This is a genomic window from Rubripirellula lacrimiformis, from assembly GCF_007741535.1.
Taxonomy (GTDB): Bacteria; Planctomycetota; Planctomycetia; order Pirellulales; family Pirellulaceae; genus Rubripirellula; species Rubripirellula lacrimiformis.
In genome coordinates, this window is record NZ_CP036525.1 from 8,522,834 (window position 1) to 8,542,491 (window position 19,658).

Sequence of the window (19,658 nt, forward strand, 5' to 3'; positions counted from 1 at the left end):
ACACCCAGGGAACCATGAATACCGGCACCAAAATTCGCATCTTCGGTCGATTGCTCGATTCACTCGACGCGCCGGTGTGGGTCATCGGTGCCGACGGAAATCTGGTGTACCTATCCGCCGGTGTTGCGACTTGGTTGGACCGCGATGTCCAACCGATGGTGGGCCGTCGCTGTGTCGCCGGTGCGACCGTATCCGACGACCCACTGGACCGGATCGCTGCGTCGTTGTCGCCGCCACCTGGGCTTGCCCAACGTGGCACCGCTTCGCTGCGGGTTCAGATCCCAGCGATCGATGGTACCCCACGCCGTGATCCGATCGAAGTTCGCTTCGTCCGCATCGGGCATGGCAAGGATGCGATCACGATCGCTGTCGCCGGTTCGTTTGACGACCGAGGTACCGATGGCGAATGGAAAGACGCGGTCGAACTTCGGCAACGGCTGGACCGTTGGCGGAAACACCACGCATCGCTGACGACGATCGCCACAGCCGGTGTATCCAAATCCGCCAAGCGCTTGCGGCGACGACTGCAGGTGGCCGCTGCGACTCGCACCGACATCGGTTTCTTTGGCCCCCCGGGCTGCGCGTCCGAGCTGATCGCGACACGAATCCACCAACTAGCCGCGCCGGGTGAACCGATCGTGACCGTCGATGGATCATTGATGGATCCGGAACTGTTGGATGCCACCTTGATGCCGTTGATCGACCGCTTGTCGGATTCGTCATCGGCGGTCTCGACCGCGCTGGTCCGCCATCTGGACGAAATGCCACTGGACGCCCAGTTGCGTTTGTCCGATCTGCATTCAACCTACGGCGGACGACTGCGTCTATTGGCGCTGTGTGGTGTCCGGCCAGCGACACTGCCCGACGATCATGATCCGATATCGATCGATCCGTTGGCCATCGATGCGTCGCACCAACGCGGGCTGTGCGACGCCCTGATCGAAATCCTAAGTTCCTTATCGGTACCGATGGAACCTCTATCGGACCGTGTCGATGACATCCCGTTGTTGGCGACCGCGCTGTTGGACAATCGCCGTGCCGCTGGCGACGGAAGTGCCGAACGGATCAGCCGCGCGGCGCTCGACGCGTTGGTGATCTATCCTTGGCCAGGCAACTTTGACGAACTGGACGCCGCGATCCGGCACGCCGTTCGCGCCACCACTGGTTCGTCCATCGCGCCCGAACATCTTCCGTTGGCGATTCGTTCGTACCGTCCCGGTGGTGCCTCGGCGGTGGCCAAGTCGACCGCCGTGTCGTTGGACGACGCGGTCTTTCGATACGAGATGCGGTTGATCAACGAAGCGGTGGACGCGGCCGATGGCAATCGCGCCGAAGCATCGCGGCGGCTGGGCATCAGCCGATCACGATTGTTGCGAAAACTGGACGAAGCCGAGCAGCGATCGGCCGGTGACCAGAGTTCGAAGGTCAGATCGTCCCCGGAACGGTCCTCCGACACGTCAACCGCAAAGTCGCCTGGAAAGAGACCGCCAAAGTCATGATCGAATTGCCTGTCCAGCGCAGCCAGCTGCGGCCCTGGTTGGTATGCGAATCGGGGTCACGTTGGCTGACCGCATCGCGTCGATTCGTTCCCGCCATGATGCCCCCCCCACTTTCCGCTTCGATCATTCCGGTCATGCCGGACCGGATCACCGCCGCGATCAGCGGTCACCGTCAGGCGGTCATTGTGTGGTCAATCCAATCCGACGATCTGGTCGATCGAGTGGACCGAATACGGGCTGTATCGATTGCCAGCCCCCACGTGCTTCAGATCGCTGCGGTGACGGACCTCTCGGCACCGCAACGGACCGTGCTTTCCGAGTTGAGGGTGTCGGTGATGATGCGGCACGTCGAGGAACTGCCGCGCTGGCAACGATTGATCCAAGGCTACTTCGCAGATTCGCTGAAGCACCTAGACTGACGCAAAGCGTTTTGCATGCCTTCCCCTCGCAACCCAGTCCCGGTCATGAGCAATCTTTCCGTCGAAACCGTCCGCGCCGCCATCGAAAGCCATCCGGATCCAGAAACGGGCCGACCGATTGGATCCACGGACCAAATCCGAGACGTCCAAGTGGACGGGACGTCCACCACGATCACGCTTGGGTTGACTTCGCACTCGGCACCGATCGCCGAGGAAGTCGCTGAAACGCTGAAGTCCAAGATCGTGGCCGCCGCGCCGGGTACGGACGTCACCATCAACATCGTTCATCACGATCGTGCTCCGGTACGCGTCGGACAGAGTGCGCTGCGAGTCAAAAGCGTCATCGCGGTCGGCAGCGGCAAGGGCGGGGTGGGAAAGAGCACCGTCGCGGCCAGTTTGGCGCTGACGCTTCGCCGGCTCGGTTCCAAAGTCGGATTGATGGACGCCGATGTCTACGGCCCCAGTATCCCACACCTGCTTGGTCTGACCGGTCGGCCAGCGATCACAGAATCCAAACGCATCGAACCGATTCGGCTGGGCGACATGCCCGTGATGTCGATGGGCTTTCTGATCGAACCTGACCAAGCCGTGATCTGGCGTGGGCCGATGTTGCACGGTTCGATCAACCAGTTCCTAGGCGAAACGGACTGGGGCGACCTGGACTATCTGATCATCGACATGCCACCGGGCACAGGCGACGTCGCACTGACACTTTCCCAAGCGATCCCGCTAGCCGGATCCGTCGTCGTTTGCACGCCACAGGAAGTCGCGTTGTTGGACGCGGTCAAAGCGATCAGCATGTTCCGCAAAGTGAACATTCCGATCCTGGGCATGGTCGAAAACATGAGCGGGTTCATGTGCCCGGATTGCGGCAAGACGTACGACATCTTCGGCAGCGGTGGTGCCCGCGACAAAGCGGAAGAACTCGACGTGGCGTTCTTGGGCAAACTACCGATCGACATCACCCTGCGCGAAGCCGGCGATGCGGGTCAACTGGCCGACGTGATCGAGCACAACGAAAAGGCTCGTGCTCCCTTGGACGCGATCGCCAAGTCGGTGGTCCGAACCCTGGCTGCGAAAGCCGCTGCGGCACCCCCCAAAGCCAGCCTGCCAACACTGTAGGTGCGGTGATCCGCACCCTCGTTCAGGCTTGCCAAGCAAGCCACGGCGGTGGCAACCGACTCGTCTGGTTGCAAAGCGGAACCACGTCGATGGCGGGGCGGGGTGTAAAACCAGCCCAAGTGCCGAACGAGCCCACGCGCGTGCCGAACGAGACCGCGCGTCCGAACGAGCCCACACGCGTCCGAACGACACAGGGGGGAGGGCGCAAAGAAAAAGCCGCACCGAGGAAAGATCCTCGGCACGGCTTTGGTTGCGTTCCATTTGGCATCAGCCAAACAGTCGTGCGGTTTTAGCGACGCTTTTTAGCGGCTTTCTTCTTCGTTACTTTCTTCTTGGCCGCTTTCTTCTTAGTCGCTTTCTTTTTGGTTGCTTTCTTCTTGGCGACTTTCTTCTTGGCTACCTTCTTGGTGGTTGCCTTCTTCTTAGCGACCTTTTTCTTGGTTGCTTTCTTCTTAGTTGCCTTCTTGACGGCCTTCTTAGTCGAACGCTTTACAGCCTTCTTCTTTGTCGCCCTTTTCGTCGTTGCTTTCTTCTTGGCCACGTCTTTCCTCCGCTGAGAAAGGAAACGTTGACGAGTCCTCGAGACTTCAACAACAGTCGTTGAAGTCACCGGCCACGGCCCGTCAATCGTTAGGTGTGATCGAACATCGAAGCCTTGGTGTCCAACACCGTTCCTGGCTTCTCAATTCAACCGTTAAAAACTGCGCGTAACTTTACGCGCTTCTCCAAATTCCGCAACATCTTTTTTGTGAAAAAGATGTTGCACTAGATTTTTTTCTTGGTAACGGAGGCCTTCGTTTGGTCACCGTATCGACCTCGATTGTGTTCACTGCGCCACACGAACAAGGTCATGTCGTGATGCACTTCGGTAGGCGCTTGATCGACCGATCGTTCCACCGCGCTGCGCTACGTAACCAATCGGTATCGTGTCGACGATCAACGCGAACGTGTCGATGATCACCGAGTGCAATGCAAGCGCTTGCGCGAAGCGTTGAAACAGTCCAGCGCGCAGAAACAACGTGTTTTCTAAGTTCGTTTCGCATTCAGTAGCTTCCACCACCCGCTGATTGCAACTGTTGATAACTCATCACGCCCAGCGCAATGAACAGCAACCCCATGTACTGTTGGCCTGCGCTGAAGCCGTACAGCGCCGCCAATCCAGCTGCGATCACGCTGATCCAAAGCGCTGTTTCGATGCTGCCGCCGCGCATCTGAACCAACGAACTTGCGATTCGTCCGCCGTCCAAAGGAAGCACTGGAATCAGGTTCAAAATGGCCCAAAAAATACTTGGAAATAAATAGAAATCGACCATCGCGTAGAGCCCAACGGAGTCGGAAATCATCACGGCGCCGTCATCGGCATGAATGGTCTGCTGCAACCACTCGGGCATCCGATACAGCGTATCGAACTGGTCCAATCGATAACCGGACAACTTCACCAACACGATCACGACGACCGCAGAGAACAACTGCGCCAGTGGACCCGCTAGCGAGATCCACAGATCATCTTTCAAACGCAAACTGCCAAACGAACGACCACTGCGTGGGATCGCCAGACCACCGAAGTGATACAGCACCACCGATGACTCGATACCGTTCTGCCGAAACGCCAACGCGTGGCCAAGTTCGTGGATCAAGATCGATACGAACACACAGATCGACCACAACACCAACAGGGGAATGATGCCGGGGCTTAGTTCCCGCAGCATGCCATCCAGACTCTGCACCCACGAATAGCCAAACACCACCGCCATCACCCAAAATCCCCATGCGATTCGGACGGGGAACCCCAGTAATCGGAACCGCAGGTCGTAAGGCGATGGGGTGGGTTCTTGCAGCATCAGGCTTTGGTCAAAGGTGACGTTCGAAACGGAAAAAAAGGTCCGCCGCCATCGGTTTCGATGGCGGCGCCGGTGAAGTGCCTGCTCAATAGCTTACCAGTCGGGTCACTAGCGCAGATTCTCCAGCAAGAACGCCCATTTGTCGGCGTACTCTTCGATCTGCTTGCTGACCGGGGTACCGGCGCCATGGCCGGCACGTGTTTCGATGCGAATCAAGGTTGGTCGATCGCATGAACTGGCTTTGGACTGTGCCGCCTGTAGCGCCGCGGCGAACTTGAAGCTGTGCCCTGGCACGACACGGTCATCGCGATCCGCCGTGGTGACCAGGGTCGCTGGGTAACACACACCGGGCTTGATGTTGTGCAGCGGCGAATACGAAAGCAAGTTGTCAATCTGATCCTCTTCGTCGCTGCTGCCATACTCCGTCGCCCACGCCCAACCGATCGTGAACTTGTGGTAACGCAGCATGTCCATCACGCCGACTTGCGGTAAACACGCACCGAACAGATCGGGACGCTGCGTCACGACTGCGCCGACCAGTAGCCCCCCGTTGCTGCGGCCCGAAAGCGCCAACCGGGACGCGGTGGTGTAGCCCTTGTCAATCAAATGCTCCGCCGCGGCAATGCAATCGTCGAACACGTTTTGTTTCTTTAGCCGCATGCCGTCTTCGTGCCACTGACGACCGTACTCGCCACCCCCGCGAAGGTTGACCACCGCATAGATCCCGCCGCTGTCGACCCAGCCAGCAGTCGCGGGTGAAAACGCGGGCGTGATCGAGATGTTGAATCCACCGTAGCCGTACAACATCGTCGGGCTGGTTCCGTCCAGCTTGGTGTCTTTTTTGCGCGTCACAATGATCGGGATCTTGGTCCCATCCTTGCTGGTGCAGAACAACTGTTCGGTCACGAAGTCATCGACGTCGAAGGCCACATCGGGTTGCCGCCACAACGAAATGTCGTTGGACCGCAGATCCACTCGATAGATCGATGCCGGCGTGACGTAGTTGGTAAAACTAAAGAACGTTTCGGCCGCGTCTTGCCGACCACCAAAACCCGATACCGTGCCAACACCGGGAAGCGAGACTTCATCGATCATCGCACCGTCGATGGCATGCCGGGTCACACGCGCCCGCGCGTCCCTCAGGTACGACACATAGAACGTCTCGCCAAACAGGCTGGCCGATTCCATCACGTCGTCGCTTTCGCCGATGACGGGTTTCCATGCAGCACGATCTTCGGCACCCGCAGGGACCGCGATCAACCGTCGCTTGGGGGCCTGATGATCGGTCACAAAGAACAGGGTGTCGCCACTCGATGCGATCCATTCGTATTCGGCATCGAAACCGGTGATCAACGGAATCACTTGCGACTGTGGGTCGCGCAAATCCTTGATGAAGATCTGTGCCTTCGGTTCGCTGCCTTTCCAGTTGTGGATCACCAGATAGCGGCCATCGTCGGTTACCTCCGGTTGAAACCCCCACTTGGGATGATCGGGTCGTTCCAACACCAACGTGTCTTGGCTTTGCGAATCGCCCAGTTGGTGGAAGTAAAGTTTTTGGTCTTCGTTGGTTCCGGTCAGTTCGGATCCTTCGACAGGTTCTGCGTAACGACCGTAAAAGAATCCGCTGCCATCGGGCTTCCAAGCGATGCCGCTGAACTTCACCCACTCGATCACATCGGGAAGATCGTTCCCCGTAGCAACCTCGCGTACTTTCCACGTTCGCCAATCGCTGCCGCCATCGGCTAGCCCATACGCGATCAGCTTGCCATCATCGGACGTCGCTGTGCCAGCCAGCGCAACGGTCCCGTCGGTCGAAAAGTGATTGGGATCGATCAACACCGCACGCTCAGCATCCAGCGAGGCTGCTTTGTACAGGATGCTTTGATCCTGGAGTCCGTTGTTGTGCGAGTACAAATAGATGTCGCCCTTCTTGGCGGGCAAACCGTAACGTTCATAGTTCCAAAGCTGTTCCAACTTTTGCCGCATCGGTTCGCGCTGCGGCAACCCCTGCAGGTACGACTGGGTCAGTTCGTTTTCCGCTTGGATCCAGGCTGCCGTTTCGTCGCTTTCGGTGTCTTCAAGCCAACGGTAGGGGTCGCTGACCTTGCGGCCAAAGTAGTCGTCGGTCACATCGACCTGTTGGGTGTCCGGATAGGTCATGGGCGGGGAAGTACTACTTTGGGCAAAGGAGCTGATCGGGAACAGGAAACAAATGGAACCAACCATGGCCCATCGAAAGTCATCAATCACGGTTACCAGCCTTTTTACGCGGTGAGAATCGGATGAAAAAATCGGGAAAACGGTGACGCGACGAAGACAAGGCTTCGCCCATGATCTTAAAGACAACGTCGCCCTCGCGACCAGTCACCTAGCGGATCATCGCGATTTCGTTCGTTGGGCGATCAAAATCTGCCACTCGTATCATCAGCCACAACATGCGTCGACTTGGGCATACGCTTGCCAGCGGTTTGTTTAGAATAGAGGGATCGTCCATCGGCGATCTCGAATTCCTCGCAGCCAAACCTCCCGGATCAATCACCACCCATGCGGACAGTCCTGGTAACCGGTGGCGCCGGGTTCATCGGCGGCCATTTGGTGCGACAACTGATCGACGCCCAAACTTATCGCGTGGTCGTGGTCGACAAACTGACCTACGCGGGAAACCTGCGCTCTCTGGAATCGGTCTGGGATTCGCCTCGATTCAGTTTCCTGCACAGCGATATCTGTGACGGACCCCGGATGCTAGATCTGTTGATGCAACATCACTGTGATGCGGTGATCAACTTGGCAGCGGAAACGCACGTGGACCGCAGCATCGATTCGCCCGCACCGTTTGTGCAATCGAATGTCGTCGGCACTTACGAACTGTTGGAAGCCACGCGCAGTTATCTGGCAACCTTGTCGGATCTGCAGGTGGATCGATTCCGATTTCTGCAGGTTTCTACCGATGAAGTCTACGGTTCGCTTGGCAAAGACGGGGTGTTCACCGAGTCGACATCGTATTCGCCCAACTCGCCCTATTCCGCTTCGAAGGCCGCGGCGGATCATTTCGTCCGTGCATACCATCAAACGTACGGGTTGCCGACGATCACGACCCACGGATGCAACAACTATGGCCCGTTCCAATTCCCCGAAAAACTGATCCCGTTGATGATCCAGCGTGCAGTCCGTGGTGAGCCCCTGCCGGTCTACGGCAACGGCAAGAATGTCCGTGAATGGATCCATGTCGAGGATCACTGCATCGCCCTGCGTCTGATTTTGGAAACCGGCCGCGTCGGACAGACCTACAACGTCGGCAGCAGCACTGAGAAAACGAACTTGGAAATGGTCCGCGCGATCTGCGATTGCGTCGACCGATGGACCGGCCGTTCGCATTCCTCGTTCGACCAAATCCAATGGGTTGCTGACCGACCGGGACACGATTTCCGTTACGCGATCGATGCAACAAAACTAAAGCACGAACTTGGTTGGACGCCGCAAATCGATTTCGACAACGGCATCGACCAAACGGTGAAGTGGTACTTGGATCATCCAGATTGGACCGAATCAAAAACAACACCGCAGCAAGCATGACACAGCCTAGCACTGTATGTACCAAGGGGATCATCTTGGCAGGTGGTTCGGGAAGCCGCTTGGCACCGATGACATTGGGTTGCAACAAACAACTGTTGCCGGTCTATGACAAGCCGCTGATCTATTACCCGTTGTCGACGCTGATGTTGGCAGGCATCCAGGACGTGCTGTTGATTTCATCCCCTGATGAAATCCACCGCTTTGAAAGCCTGTTCGGGAATGGATCGGATCTGGGAATCCGGATGCAATATCAGGTTCAACCGCAACCCGATGGTTTGGCACAGGCGTTCGTTTTGGGCGAATCATTTATCGGCAATGATCCCGTTGCGTTGATCCTGGGCGACAACGTGTTCTACGGCGATGGGTTCTCGAAATCGCTTCAGGCGATCGCACAGAATTTGACCGGTGCCACTGTCTTTGCCCACGAAGTCAGTGACCCTAGTCGGTATGGGGTGATCGAATTAGACGCCGGCGGAATGCCGATTTCGATCGTCGAAAAACCAGTTCATCCAAAATCGAATCTGGTGATCCCTGGGATCTATTTTTTCGATCACCGAGTGGTCGAGTTCGCCAAGGCGCTGCGTCCGTCGGCACGAGGCGAATACGAAATCACCGATGTGATCCAGCAATATTTGAACGACCGATCGCTGTCTGTTTCCCGCATGGGTCGCGGTACCGTGTGGTTGGACACCGGGACGCCGATGGCGTTGTTGCAGGCATCAAATTTCATCGCCGCGATCGAGCAACGGCAAGGAGTGCGAATCTGCTGTCCCGAAGAGATCGCTGCCCGGATGGGTTACATCACGCCGAAGGATTTGAGACGTTTGGCGGAGTCGATGGAAAGCGATTACGGAGCTTATCTTCGTTCCGTTGCCCGCCAACTTGGCCATTCCACGATCCCATCGTGATGGATTTTTGATGACGGGATGAGGGAGAGGTTTGGGTGGGGAAGGGATGGAGGAGGGAATTCTGGCGAATCCCACGACGGAAGAGGATGTAGTTCTGGCGTATTTTGGTGTCGTCAGTGAAACTTCATCCGCTGTCTTTTTACTTCGCAATGAAAAACTTTCGCATGACCGCTTCTGAATCTTCTCCTTCGGCCGGCAAGACCCTGATCAAGGCCATCGCGGTGACGTCTGTGCTGGTCATCGCGTGGGTCGGACTGTCGTGGGCGGTCGAGGGCAGGACGATGGCGACACGAACGGCGACCAAGATGGTCATGCCCGTTGCTTTGATCTGGTTGACGTCGATGATGTTCGCCATCTGGTTCGCCATGCAACGACAATCATTGGCGTCGTTCGCCTTCGCAGTGATGTGTGTGATGATCTACATTTCAGGCAATGGGTACGTTTCATCGGCGATGATGGATCGCTTGGAATGGCCTGAACAAGCGATGCCCGATGAAGCGGTACAAGCCGCGGTTGTGCTGGGCGGCGGGATGTCGGCCACGCCCGATGGCACGCCTGAACTTTCCCGAGATGGCGAGCGGATATTTTCGGCGGCACAGCTTTATCATGCCGGCAAGGTGGGGGCGATCATCTGTACCGGAATGTCTTCCGATGGAGTGCACAATCCCAGCGACGATGGACGCGATGCCTTGATTTCGGCCGGGGTACCGAGCGATGTGATCTTTCGCATCAAGGGCGAAAACACCAGCCAAGAAATGAAGTCTCTGAGACAGTTTCTAGACAGCCCACCGGCAGGCTTTCCACCCCCTGGTCCGATCCTGTTGGTCACCAGCGCATTCCATATGGATCGGGCGATGCGGTTGGCCGCCAGCCAAGACGTCGAAATGCTGCCGTTCCCCTGCGCTTTTCGCGGTTCCGTCGATCGCGGTTTCAGCCCCAGCCGATGGATCCCCGGTCCGGATGCGATGCAAAACTTCGGTTCGGCACTGAAGGAATGGTTGGCCAGTTTGGTAGGGCGATGATGCGAGGTTTGAGTTGAGTTTTTCGAGTTCAAGTTCGAGTTTCAGTTTTCGGACCGGTCTGCTGTGTGCAACTGAAACTGGAACCCGAACTTCCGCTGCGTCCACTTTCGTGAACACAATCGCATCCACGTGGCGTTCATTTCGCCCCGGCACCAGCATCCAATTCGATTCCCCCTGTCCCGCCGGCCATCGGTTAGATTCAAGTGTTGTCCGCTGGGTCGAGAGTACGGTTTGGCTGATCGTGTGAGCTGATTTGGGGTGTGGGGCGTGTCGATTTTCCAGTCGCTATCGTTGCTGTCCGATCAAGCTGGTTCTCGTCTCCGCCAATCGACTCATCAGCAACCCTTGTTGTTGGTTGCCATCGCCACAGTGGCCGGCATCCTGATCGATTCCAGTTTGTGCCAACCGGGTGTCTCTGTTTCGCCGACGGTCCGGTTTTGGATTTGGATGATCGCGATTGCCGCCGGGTTGTTGATCACTGCGTTGGGATCCAACTTCCAAACCTCTCGCGGGCCACGATATGGAACCGCGATTTCGGCGGTGATGTTGATGTTGCCTGTCGGGGCACTGGATCATCTTTGGCAACAAGATTCGTATCAGGCCTCGCCGATCGCCAATCGATTGGACGATCAGGCGGTACCGACGATCGTCGAAGGCGTCGTCGACCGACCCGCGGTACTTCGGCGACACCCGATGGCCCAACGTCGAATTCGACAGTCACAATCCGAATGGCAGACCCAATTGGAAGTCGACATCGATCAGATGCGTGTTGGCCGGGATAACGTTCCGATGCTGGGTCGATTGTTGGTCAGTGTCGGCGGCCGGTGTGATCATCTTCGTCCCGGTGATCGGGTGCGTGTTTACGGAAAGATTCGCGGGGTCGGCCCAGCGACCAATCCAGGCGAAACCGATCAGTCGGATTTCTACGAGCGTCGCGGTTTGCACGGACGGGTGGAAGTCGATCGGACGGACCAGATCCAGGTCATCGGTCCTACGGCACACGGGTACGCATTTTCGCGTTGGATCGCCGGGATTGCGAACCGAGGTCGCGATGGTTTGCTGGACCGCTTGGGCCCGCAAACAGGTCCGCTGGCCGTGGCCCTCGTGATCGGACAACGGGACTTCGTTGACAACGCGACTCGCGACCAATTGTTGGTGACCGGTACCGCCCATTTATTGTCTGTCAGCGGAATGCATTTGGCGATCGTTGTGATGATGACCACCTGGATCGCGATGCTGCTTCGGCTTCCCATGCCGATGAAGATCGTCGTGATCTTGGTGGTCTGCGTTTTCTACTGTGCGATCACCGGTGCAAGGCCTCCGGTCATGCGAGCCGCGGTATTGGTTTCGACGTTGATGTTTGGAATCTGGATGCGGCGACCCGGGCAAGCGATCAACACGCTGTCGTTGGCAGCCATCGCGCTGGTGCTTTGGAACCCGCTGAATGTTTTCAGTGTCGGCGTGCAGTTGTCGTTCATGGCGGTGGCCACCTTGGTGCTGTGCAGCGGCCATGGTCGAACCGGGTCGGCAGCGGTGGACGAGGCCATTCGGCAAGAGGAACAACTGACGCGTCTGGCCGAATCGGCGCGGTCACGACCGATGGTTACGCTGCGCTATCTGCAGAGCATTGTGGCGCAATTGTTGTGGTTTAGCGCCTGCGTTTCGATCGTCAGTTTGCCGTTGGTGTGGCATCAGTTCCACGTCGTGTCGTTGATCAGTGTCCCGACGAACGTGATTCTGGGTCCGATCCTGATGATTGCCTTGGCGTCGGGGATCGCGACCGCGGCGGCGACGATGATTTTCCCGGCGATCGCTGCGGTGCCTGCGATCGTCTGTGACCGATCTCTGGCCTTGATGGGATGGATCATCGGGACCGCATCTCGTTTGCCGCTGGGGCATGCATGGCTGCCCGCACCGCCAACGACCTGGGTCATCGTGTTCTATGTCGTGTTGGCGGCGACGTTGCTGTTGCCAAGCGGTATCCATGCGCGGCGTCTGCGGTATGGATGGATCGCGGTTTGGTGTGCGATTGCGTTGGGGGTCGCGACGAAGCCAAAGCCGATGCCGACCCAATCGATCGAAGCAACCTTTATCGACGTCGGCCATGGGACCAGCGTGGTGATCCGCCAACGCGAACAAGACGGCACCGTCGCAGTCTGGCTGTACGATTGTGGATGGTTGGGCAACGAAGTCGGCAGCAGTCGCGACATCGACCTGTCGCTTTGGTCGTTGGGTGTGACCCGACTCAACGGCGTCTTCTTGTCTCACGCCGACGCCGACCATTTCAACGCTTTGCCGGGGGTGCTACGTCGGTTTCGTGTCGATCGGATCTGGACACCACCGGGCATGCTGGAGGAACCCGAACCGGCATTGGTCCCCATCCGGGAAGCGGTTGCCCATTCCAACGTCCCGGTAATCGAAATGGATGATCGGCATACCATCGTCCATCGTGGCATCCGGATCCAGGTTCTGCATCCGCCGCCGGTTCGCATCGACGGCAGCGACAACGCGAATTCGTTGGTGATCCAGATCGATCGGGGTGGCCAATCGTTGCTGTTGCCTGGTGACTTAGAACCACCGGGGACGGGCGCATTGGTCCGAAAGCGACGCCCGTCCCCCGGTGGCGTGTTGATGGCACCACACCATGGGAGCCTGCAGATGGACGCTGGGGTGGTGCTGCAGTGGGCCCGGCCATCGGAAGTCGTCGTCAGCGGAGGCCAGCGAGCCGGCCGTCCCGAGGTCGCCACCATGCTGTCCCAGTACGGTGCGGCGGTGCACGTGACCCGTACGGATGGGGCGATCCGCGTCCGAATTGACCAGGATGGAAAAATCGAAGTGCGAAGTTGGCTGGCCCAACCCTGGTAAAAGCGGCCCATGGGCGGCCTATGGGCGGGGCAGGGCAGTATCGACGAATCAGTCATTTTCGTCGCAGCAGGTAGGCATTTTCTTACTAGCAGGTAGGATTGAGCGGTTTGACGACACGCCGTCCTCTGAAGCCAAATCGGGGCGCCCATGTTGACTATCCTTCGCGAAATCACTGTCACCTGCTTTCTAGCCAGCTACCTCATAGTCCTGGTACTGGAATTGCTGCGCCTTTGCGGTCGCATTCCGGGGCGGGGCTTAGCGGTCATCGTGATGATGGTCATCGGGCTGTTTACCCACGTTTGTTACCTGCTGCTGCAAGCCACCGCTGCCGGGGGGACTGACGCTGGCATGTTGGCCACCTGGTCGGATTGGTCCCTGTTGCTGTCGCTCGCAACCGCGATTTGTTTCTTTGTGTTCTACCTGCGACGCCCCGATACGATCGTCAGCTTCTTTTTCCTGCCGGTGGTGATGGGGTTGATCGCGTTGGCCTTAGCCGTGCGTCACCTGCCACCGTTCACGCGGACCGAAGCGGTCGAAGTGTGGCGAAATGTTCACGCGGCATCGATGGCGACCGGATCGGCAGCCGTTCTGGTCGGATTCCTGGCCGGCGTCATGTACTTGGTTCAATCGTGGCGGCTGAAACGACACCGGGCCGGTTCGTCGCTTCGGCTACCAACGCTGGAATCCCTCGGACGACTCAACCGCCGTTGCCTGATCATCAGCACGGTCGCTGTGGCCCTGGGCCTGTTGTCGGGCGTGGTGATGAATCTGAATCGGTGGGGCTACGTCAGTTGGACCGACCGCGGTGTCTTGCTGAGTCTGTTGTTGTTGATCTGGTTGGTCGGCGCGACGTTGATGGAATTCTTTTATGCCCCCGCCAGCCGCGGTCGCAAAGCGGTGTACCTGACGCTGGCCAGCCTAGGGTTTCTGATCTTGGCGATGGTCGGCATCCTGACCACCCCGCACGGACAAACCAAGCCCGATGATGCAGCCGCAGAGGTCGAATCAGCGGCTGATTTGACCAGTACAAACTCGCCTCTGCCCGACCAAAGCGGCGATTCGACCCCGATCCAAAACACGCCCTCCCTGGCTGGGGAGACGGCACCTTGAACCTGCAGATGATCGGCTGCAGCCATCACGATGCGGCTGTTGAATTTCGAGAAAAAATTGCCTTCACTAGCAGTCAAGTTAGTGAAGCGCTGAAGGCGTTTCGCAGCCAATTTCCCGGCGGTGAACTCGTTCTAGTCAGCACCTGCAATCGCATCGAACTGTACACCACCACCGGCGACGACCAACAACTTGACCGCGACGCGGTCGCCAAGTTTCTGGCCGATCAACACTCGCTAGGTGTCGACGAAGTCATCGACCAGATGATCTATCGGGCGGGCATCGAAGCGGTCGAACACCTGTTCACCGTCGCCGCCAGCCTGGACAGCATGGTGGTTGGCGAAGCTCAGATCTTGGCTCAAGTCAAACAGGCTTACGACCTGGCCTGCGTCAACGATTCCGCCGGTGCGGTGACTCACAGCGTGTTTCAAGCCGCCAATCGAGCTGCCAAACGCGTCCAGCAAGAAACATCGATCCACCGCCGCCGCGTCAGCGTCCCCAGTGTGGCCGTGGGCGAGGTGATCCCCGAAGTGTTCGATTCGCTGCGTAAAAAACGCGTCGTCATCTGCGGTGCCGGCGAAATGGGCGAAGAAACCCTGCGCTACCTTCAACAGGCCGGTGCCAGCGATGTCCATATCCTGAACCGCAGCCACGACCGTGCAGTAGCACTGGCCAAATCGTTCGACGCCGTCGCTGTGCCATGGTCCGAGCTGAATGATGAAGTGGTCGCCGCCGACGTGCTGATCGGCGCCACGTCGGCCACCGAACCGATCATCACTCATGACGCCTTTGTCCCGCTACACACACGACGTCGCAATCGTGTGCTGCTGATTCTGGATTTGGCCGTACCGCGTGACTTCGATCCATCGATCGGCGAAATGACCAGCGTCTACCTGTACGGAATCGATGACTTGAAGGCCGCTTGCGAACGCAATCGCCGCGAACGCCAAAAAGAATGGCCCAAGGCCAAACAGATCATCGCCGAAGAAACCGAACGTTTCGTCCAAGCGATCCACCATCGGGCGACCGGGCCGGTGATCCAACGACTGCGCAGCCAAGCGAACGAGTTGAAAAAGGACGAACTGGATCGGCTGAAGAACAAACTAGCACTGGATCCGGCCGACACGGCGACCGCGAAAGAAATCGAAAAGTCGTTTGACCGATTGATCAATAAACTTTTGCACCCGCCGTTAGCATCGATTCGCGACGACGCGGCCGAGGGTCATCGGCAAGGATTGCTAGAAGCGGTCCGGCAACTGTTCAATCTGGGCGACGACTGATCGAGCGCCGGCATGCGGCGATCGAGCGAGACATCGGTTCCAGGACATCATCCGTCAAGTGACTGGATGATCGATGCGCTGGCGAATCGTGGATGGACGTCGCAGCGTTTGAGAGCGGGCGGTCGGGCTAGGCGACCCCTAATATCGCGCTGCCGCAATTTGACTGCCGCAGAGGCAATTCAAACCATTGGCAATCCGAACCATTTTCGCTGCGATTCAACTGGCGCTGTGAATCCACTGACGCATTGGCACTGGCGTTAGGCGACCGAGGTCAGGGAATCAGTCCCATTCTTCTTCGTCTTCTTCTGCGTCGTCGGCGCTATCATCAGCGTCGTCGTCCTCGCTCCAGTCTTCGTCGTCGTCTTCTTCTTCATCGTCGTCGGCGGAGTCATCTTCTTCGTCGTCGTCTTCATCATCGTCGTCGTCATCGTCATCGTCGTCGACTTCTTCCCAGTCGTCTTCGAGTTCGTCGTCGTCCTCTTCATCGTCGTCGTCGTCGTCGTCCCAATCATCGTCGTCGTCATCGTCATCATCCCAATCTTCATCGTCGTCATCATCGACGTCGATTTCGATTTCGTCTTCATCATCCTCGATGATGGCAACAGGGGCATCACCGATCGCCTGGGCAGCGGCAGCGGCCAGTCCAAGCGGGTTGGCGTCAGCGATCGGGGTAACTGCAAAATCGGCGGCTTGGCCGAGAACTGGCGCGACAGAGGCACTCACGACAGGCTCCTTCGTGGATGTCGACAAATCATCAAGGGGTAAATCGGGTTGGGCGTCATCGTTCAACGTTTGCCAATCGATCGGCGGCAAAGCGTCCGTATTGGCTAGCCCGAACAGTTGTAAGAAGCGTTTAGTAGTACCGTAAAGATAAGGCCGTCCAAGTTCTTCGCTACGGCCCGCAATTCGTATCAAATCTCGTTCCATCAATTGCCTCAGCAATTCACCGCAGGCTACCCCGCGGATCGCTTCGGCACTCGCTCGCGACACCGGCTGGCGGTAAGCAACGACCGCAAGCGTTTCCATCATCGGCGTCGACAGCCTCGTCGCTGGAGGCAAATGTCCCAGTCGGGCCAACCAAGGTGCTAACGTTGGATGAGTTAGCATCCGAAAGCCGCCTGCGACCTGTTCTACCCGAATGGCGCGTCCAAGAGTGTCATAAACACGATTCAGCTGGCGGACAAGTGTACGAGCCTCGGTAGCGTCCGCCAAGTGAGCCAATTGAGCAAGTTTACGCGGGCTTAGCGGCGTCTTGGAGATCAACAGGACACCCTCGACTCGCATTCGCCGCACCCGCGGATCTTCGTCATCCTCTTCGCCGGCCGCATCGCCCGCTAGGTCCTCGGTCGCGTGGTCGCCGATCACCGCCAACGACACCGAATAAGGTCGGCGTAGGCCCCTGCGATGTGTTTGCGAAGCCGTCGCCACCGACGTTTGGACGCTGGAAACCTGATTTCCCGCGCCTTGAGTCCCCAGACCGGACGCACTTTGGGCCTGCGCCAACCAGGACCGACCGCCCCACTGGGATACTCGATGATCGGCGGGGGACCAAAGTCGCTGCATGGCTTAAACTAAAAGGAAACTGGAACCAGCGGGTGGATCAACATTGAATTTTAGGGCAGCGGAACTCGCCAAGAGTTTCGGCTGCATGGTGAATTGCCAAACGTCTTGTCGACTGTCGCGGCCTGCAAACGCTTATTCTGATTCGTGACAAACCACTCGATCGGATTGTCGGTCACTTCGGTGATCAACGCTCACTGAACGGTCTTTTCTGATTTCACTCGCGCAACATCTCGCAAGCAGCCTTCCATGTCCACATCGGTTTCCCATGACCCGCCGGCTTCCGATTCCGTCGCCGGCGGTACCGGACCACCCGATCGGCGATCCAAACTTAGCCGCGGCGCGCGTGGAGCTCGGATTGCGATCGCGATCGGTGCAGCCCTGTTGTTCTCGATCGTCGGTTTTTTGGTCATCTGGACTCAAGGCCATGTCAGCGGAAGTGAGTTTTCGCCCACACATTTTCAACAACGGGATTTCAGTTTCTACGAAATTCCCCTGTTGCAGATGCAGATTACCCCCATCCGTCGGACCGGAACGACACCAGCAACGGCCACCTATCTGCGGCAAAATGGACTGATCACTACTGCCAACGGAGCACCCACGACCTGGCATCTGGTGTCGATCTCGCGTGGACTGACCGGGGAAAAACCGGATGACGCCGAACTTTTGACCGCGCCGCTCGGAATGCTGGACGGCAGCAACGAATACTGGCGGCAATGGAGCATCGATCACCCCGAAAACGCCAAGATCCTGTGGCCCGTGATCCAACGCTTGGCCAACCGCGAACTGTACATCCTGGTGCCCGCTTTGTTGGAATTGGCTCAACCCGATGCCGAGCCCAAGCAATTGCAAGCGTCGATCGACCGGTATCTGAAAAGCCAGTACGCGCAATTGATTCGCGAATTTGCCGATGCCGGACGTCGCGATGTAGCCATCGAATTGCTTGACGAAGCCCAAACGGACTTCCCCGATGACCCGGCGATCACGCAGATGAAGATCTAAGACCGTCCGCGGAAACCGACGGACCCAAGCGATTCCGAATTCAATCCATGTTTCTTTTCCTTGTTCTTTCGATTTGCCGATTCCCTTGATCTACCTCGACAACAACGCCACGACCGCGATCGATCCACGGGTCGCCGAAGTTTTGGCGCGGGAATGGTCCGCCGGCCCCGCCAACCCGTCGTCGTTGCATTGGTCCGGACGCTCGGCCCGCGCTCGGATCGAATCAGCAATGGAAACAATGGGTGGGTTCCTTGGCACCCGATTGGACGAACCCGGTGGTCCGCGTTTGATCTTCACCAGCGGCGGCACCGAATCGAACAACCTGGCGCTAACCGGTTTGGGGGAACCAGCGTCCGACGGTCGGCTTGGCCCGATCGTGATCAGCCGGATCGAACATCCCTCGGTGATCGCTGCAGCCGAAGCCATCGCAGCAGCATCCGATCGTCCGATTCGCTGGCTGGACGTCGATCCAGACGGGGTCATCCGATTGGATCGATTGCCCGACTTGATCGCGGGAAGGGCGGCCGACGACAACAACGACGACAACGAAACCGCCGCATCGCTGGTTTCGATCATGTCGGCCAACAACGAAACCGGCATCATCCAACCGATCCAGCAGGTCGCACAGATCTGCCGCGCCGCAGGTGTACCGTTGCACGTCGATGCGACCCAATCGATCGGCAAAGTCCCGCTAAAACTGGGCAAATGGGGTGCGACAGCGGTCACCTTCGCGGCCCACAAATTTCATGGCCCAACCGGTATCGGTGGACTCTGGTTGGCCGGTGGGACCAAGCTGCGTCCGATCTTTCACGGCGGCGAACAGCAGCTCGAATCACGCCCGGGGACGGAACCGGTCGCCCTGATCGTGGCCATGGCCGAAGCGATGCGATGGGCCTGCCTGGAACTGGACCAATCGGTCCTTTGGATGCGATCGTTGCGAGATGAATTGGAATCCGCGCTGACCATGTCGTTCCCAGATATCGTCGTCCAGGGCCGCTGCCAGGCATCTTCGGCGACCGATCGTCTGCCGGGCACCAGTTGCCTTTCCCTGGTCGGAACCGATCGTCAAGCGATGCTGATGGCTCTGGACATGGCCGGCATCGCCTGCAGCAGTGGGTCGGCATGCAGCAGTGGCAGCAGCCCCCCCAGCCATGTGCTGATTGCGATGGATCGTCCGGAAATCGAGATTCGGTCTGCGCTGCGTTTCAGTGTGTCCAAGTTTTCCACCAAAGAAGAAATTTATCGATCGATTGAACGTATCTCGTTATCTTACAAACGTTTACGTCGATAGCGACATGTGGATAACTCACGTTTTTCCACTCGCTTTTCCCCAATGATGTCCTACAATATTGGGTGTCCTGGCAAACTCCCTAAGTTGCCCGGACCACCCAATGGTTGTTGACGTTCCGAATTCTTGCCACAGATAGAAGTCTGTCGCAGACCCGTTCGCTGGTTTTACA

The 19,658-nt window shown here is 58.0% G+C and carries 16 protein-coding genes; 11 read left to right on the forward strand and 5 right to left on the reverse strand.

Features of this window, described 5'->3' with window-relative positions; all coding sequences use genetic code 11:
- The first annotated feature begins 14 nt into the window (after window positions 1–14).
- From K227x_RS30010 to K227x_RS30020, 3 genes are read left to right on the forward strand one after another with little or no spacing between them, the layout of a single operon-like run.
- Complete coding sequence (locus K227x_RS30010) at window positions 15–1,499, forward strand: helix-turn-helix domain-containing protein (RefSeq protein WP_145176905.1); 1,485 nt, start codon at window positions 15–17, stop codon at window positions 1,497–1,499.
- Window positions 1,496–1,918 (forward strand): hypothetical protein, encoded by a 423-nt coding sequence (locus K227x_RS30015; protein WP_145176908.1) that lies wholly within the window; start codon window positions 1,496–1,498, stop codon window positions 1,916–1,918. The genes K227x_RS30010 and K227x_RS30015 overlap by 4 nt, the downstream gene beginning before the upstream one ends.
- Window positions 1,919–1,963: 45 nt before the next feature.
- Window positions 1,964–3,040, forward strand: coding sequence for an Mrp/NBP35 family ATP-binding protein (locus K227x_RS30020; protein WP_145176911.1), 1,077 nt, complete (start codon window positions 1,964–1,966; stop codon window positions 3,038–3,040).
- Window positions 3,041–3,329: 289 nt separating this feature from the next.
- Here the strand turns inward: K227x_RS30020 and K227x_RS31035 are convergent, their stop codons facing one another.
- From K227x_RS31035 to K227x_RS30035, 3 genes are all read right to left on the reverse strand, one after another.
- Complete coding sequence (locus K227x_RS31035; protein ID WP_218934103.1) at window positions 3,330–3,581, reverse strand: hypothetical protein; 252 nt, start codon at window positions 3,579–3,581, stop codon at window positions 3,330–3,332.
- Window positions 3,582–4,083: 502 nt separating this feature from the next.
- Window positions 4,084–4,881, reverse strand: coding sequence for a site-2 protease family protein (locus K227x_RS30030; protein ID WP_246146384.1), 798 nt, complete (start codon window positions 4,879–4,881; stop codon window positions 4,084–4,086).
- A gap of 108 nt (window positions 4,882–4,989) precedes the next feature.
- Window positions 4,990–7,107 carry a prolyl oligopeptidase family serine peptidase gene (locus tag K227x_RS30035; protein ID WP_145176917.1) on the reverse strand — a complete coding sequence of 706 codons (2,118 nt, stop codon included), beginning with the start codon at window positions 7,105–7,107 and terminating at the stop codon, window positions 4,990–4,992.
- Between the two features lie 318 nt (window positions 7,108–7,425).
- Here K227x_RS30035 and rfbB point away from each other — a divergent pair, with 318 nt between their 5' ends.
- Together rfbB and rfbA are read left to right on the forward strand one after the other, a co-directional pair.
- Window positions 7,426–8,454 carry a dTDP-glucose 4,6-dehydratase gene (gene rfbB, locus K227x_RS30040; RefSeq protein WP_145176920.1) on the forward strand — a complete coding sequence of 343 codons (1,029 nt, stop codon included), beginning with the start codon at window positions 7,426–7,428 and terminating at the stop codon, window positions 8,452–8,454.
- Window positions 8,418–9,362, forward strand: coding sequence for a glucose-1-phosphate thymidylyltransferase RfbA (gene rfbA, locus K227x_RS30045; RefSeq protein WP_449314264.1), 945 nt, complete (start codon window positions 8,418–8,420; stop codon window positions 9,360–9,362). The genes rfbB and rfbA overlap by 37 nt, the downstream gene beginning before the upstream one ends.
- 139 nt (window positions 9,363–9,501) lie before the next feature.
- Here the strand turns inward: rfbA and K227x_RS31040 are convergent, their stop codons facing one another.
- Window positions 9,502–9,729, reverse strand: a complete 228-nt coding sequence (locus K227x_RS31040) for a hypothetical protein (protein WP_218933652.1) — start codon at window positions 9,727–9,729, stop codon at window positions 9,502–9,504.
- Here K227x_RS31040 and K227x_RS30050 point away from each other — a divergent pair.
- The 4 genes from K227x_RS30050 (at window position 9,728) to hemA (ending at window position 15,636) form a co-directional block, all read left to right on the forward strand.
- Window positions 9,728–10,384, forward strand: a complete 657-nt coding sequence (locus tag K227x_RS30050) for a YdcF family protein (RefSeq protein ID WP_218933653.1) — start codon at window positions 9,728–9,730, stop codon at window positions 10,382–10,384. The two genes, K227x_RS31040 and K227x_RS30050, sit on opposite strands and share 2 nt — an antisense overlap.
- Before the next feature lie 267 nt (window positions 10,385–10,651).
- Entirely contained in the window at window positions 10,652–13,249 is a 2,598-nt protein-coding gene (locus K227x_RS30055) for a DNA internalization-related competence protein ComEC/Rec2 (protein ID WP_145176926.1), read from the forward strand.
- A 147-nt stretch (window positions 13,250–13,396) separates the two neighbouring features.
- The gene (ccsA, locus tag K227x_RS30060) at window positions 13,397–14,359 is read left to right on the forward strand and encodes a cytochrome c biogenesis protein CcsA (protein ID WP_145176929.1); all 963 of its coding nucleotides are present in this window, start codon (window positions 13,397–13,399) and stop codon (window positions 14,357–14,359) included.
- Window positions 14,360–14,367: 8 nt separating this feature from the next.
- The gene (gene hemA, locus K227x_RS30065) at window positions 14,368–15,636 is read left to right on the forward strand and encodes a glutamyl-tRNA reductase (RefSeq protein WP_315854333.1); all 1,269 of its coding nucleotides are present in this window, start codon (window positions 14,368–14,370) and stop codon (window positions 15,634–15,636) included.
- A 279-nt stretch (window positions 15,637–15,915) separates the two neighbouring features.
- Here hemA and scpB read toward each other — a convergent pair whose 3' ends face one another.
- A complete protein-coding gene (gene scpB, locus K227x_RS30070) occupies window positions 15,916–17,199 on the reverse strand; it encodes an SMC-Scp complex subunit ScpB (protein ID WP_246146386.1) in 1,284 nt (427 codons plus the stop codon).
- Between the two features lie 246 nt (window positions 17,200–17,445).
- Between scpB and K227x_RS30075 the strand changes: the two genes are divergently transcribed.
- Window positions 17,446–18,198, forward strand: a complete 753-nt coding sequence (locus K227x_RS30075; RefSeq protein WP_145176935.1) for a hypothetical protein — start codon at window positions 17,446–17,448, stop codon at window positions 18,196–18,198.
- 85 nt (window positions 18,199–18,283) lie between these two features.
- Window positions 18,284–19,489, forward strand: a complete 1,206-nt coding sequence (locus K227x_RS30080) for a cysteine desulfurase family protein (protein ID WP_145176938.1) — start codon at window positions 18,284–18,286, stop codon at window positions 19,487–19,489.
- The last annotated feature ends 169 nt before the right edge of the window (window positions 19,490–19,658 follow it).

Bases quoted from the DNA above. Each gene is read 5' to 3' on its own strand.
- K227x_RS30010 (WP_145176905.1), top strand. From the start codon at position 15: ATGAATACCGGCACCAAAATTCGCATCTTCGGTCGATTGCTCGATTCA.
- K227x_RS30050 (WP_218933653.1), top strand. From the start codon at position 9,728: ATGCAACGACAATCATTGGCGTCGTTCGCCTTCGCAGTGATGTGTGTG.
- K227x_RS30020 (WP_145176911.1), top strand. From the start codon at position 1,964: ATGAGCAATCTTTCCGTCGAAACCGTCCGCGCCGCCATCGAAAGCCAT.
- K227x_RS30035 (WP_145176917.1), bottom strand. From the start codon at position 7,107: ATGGTTGGTTCCATTTGTTTCCTGTTCCCGATCAGCTCCTTTGCCCAA.
- ccsA (WP_145176929.1), top strand. From the start codon at position 13,397: ATGTTGACTATCCTTCGCGAAATCACTGTCACCTGCTTTCTAGCCAGC.
- hemA (WP_315854333.1), top strand. From the start codon at position 14,368: ATGATCGGCTGCAGCCATCACGATGCGGCTGTTGAATTTCGAGAAAAA.
- scpB (WP_246146386.1), bottom strand. From the start codon at position 17,199: ATGCAGCGACTTTGGTCCCCCGCCGATCATCGAGTATCCCAGTGGGGC.
- K227x_RS30075 (WP_145176935.1), top strand. From the start codon at position 17,446: ATGTCCACATCGGTTTCCCATGACCCGCCGGCTTCCGATTCCGTCGCC.
- K227x_RS30015 (WP_145176908.1), top strand. From the start codon at position 1,496: ATGATCGAATTGCCTGTCCAGCGCAGCCAGCTGCGGCCCTGGTTGGTA.
- rfbB (WP_145176920.1), top strand. From the start codon at position 7,426: ATGCGGACAGTCCTGGTAACCGGTGGCGCCGGGTTCATCGGCGGCCAT.
- K227x_RS31040 (WP_218933652.1), bottom strand. From the start codon at position 9,729: ATGGCGAACCAGATGGCGAACATCATCGACGTCAACCAGATCAAAGCA.
- K227x_RS30030 (WP_246146384.1), bottom strand. From the start codon at position 4,881: ATGCTGCAAGAACCCACCCCATCGCCTTACGACCTGCGGTTCCGATTA.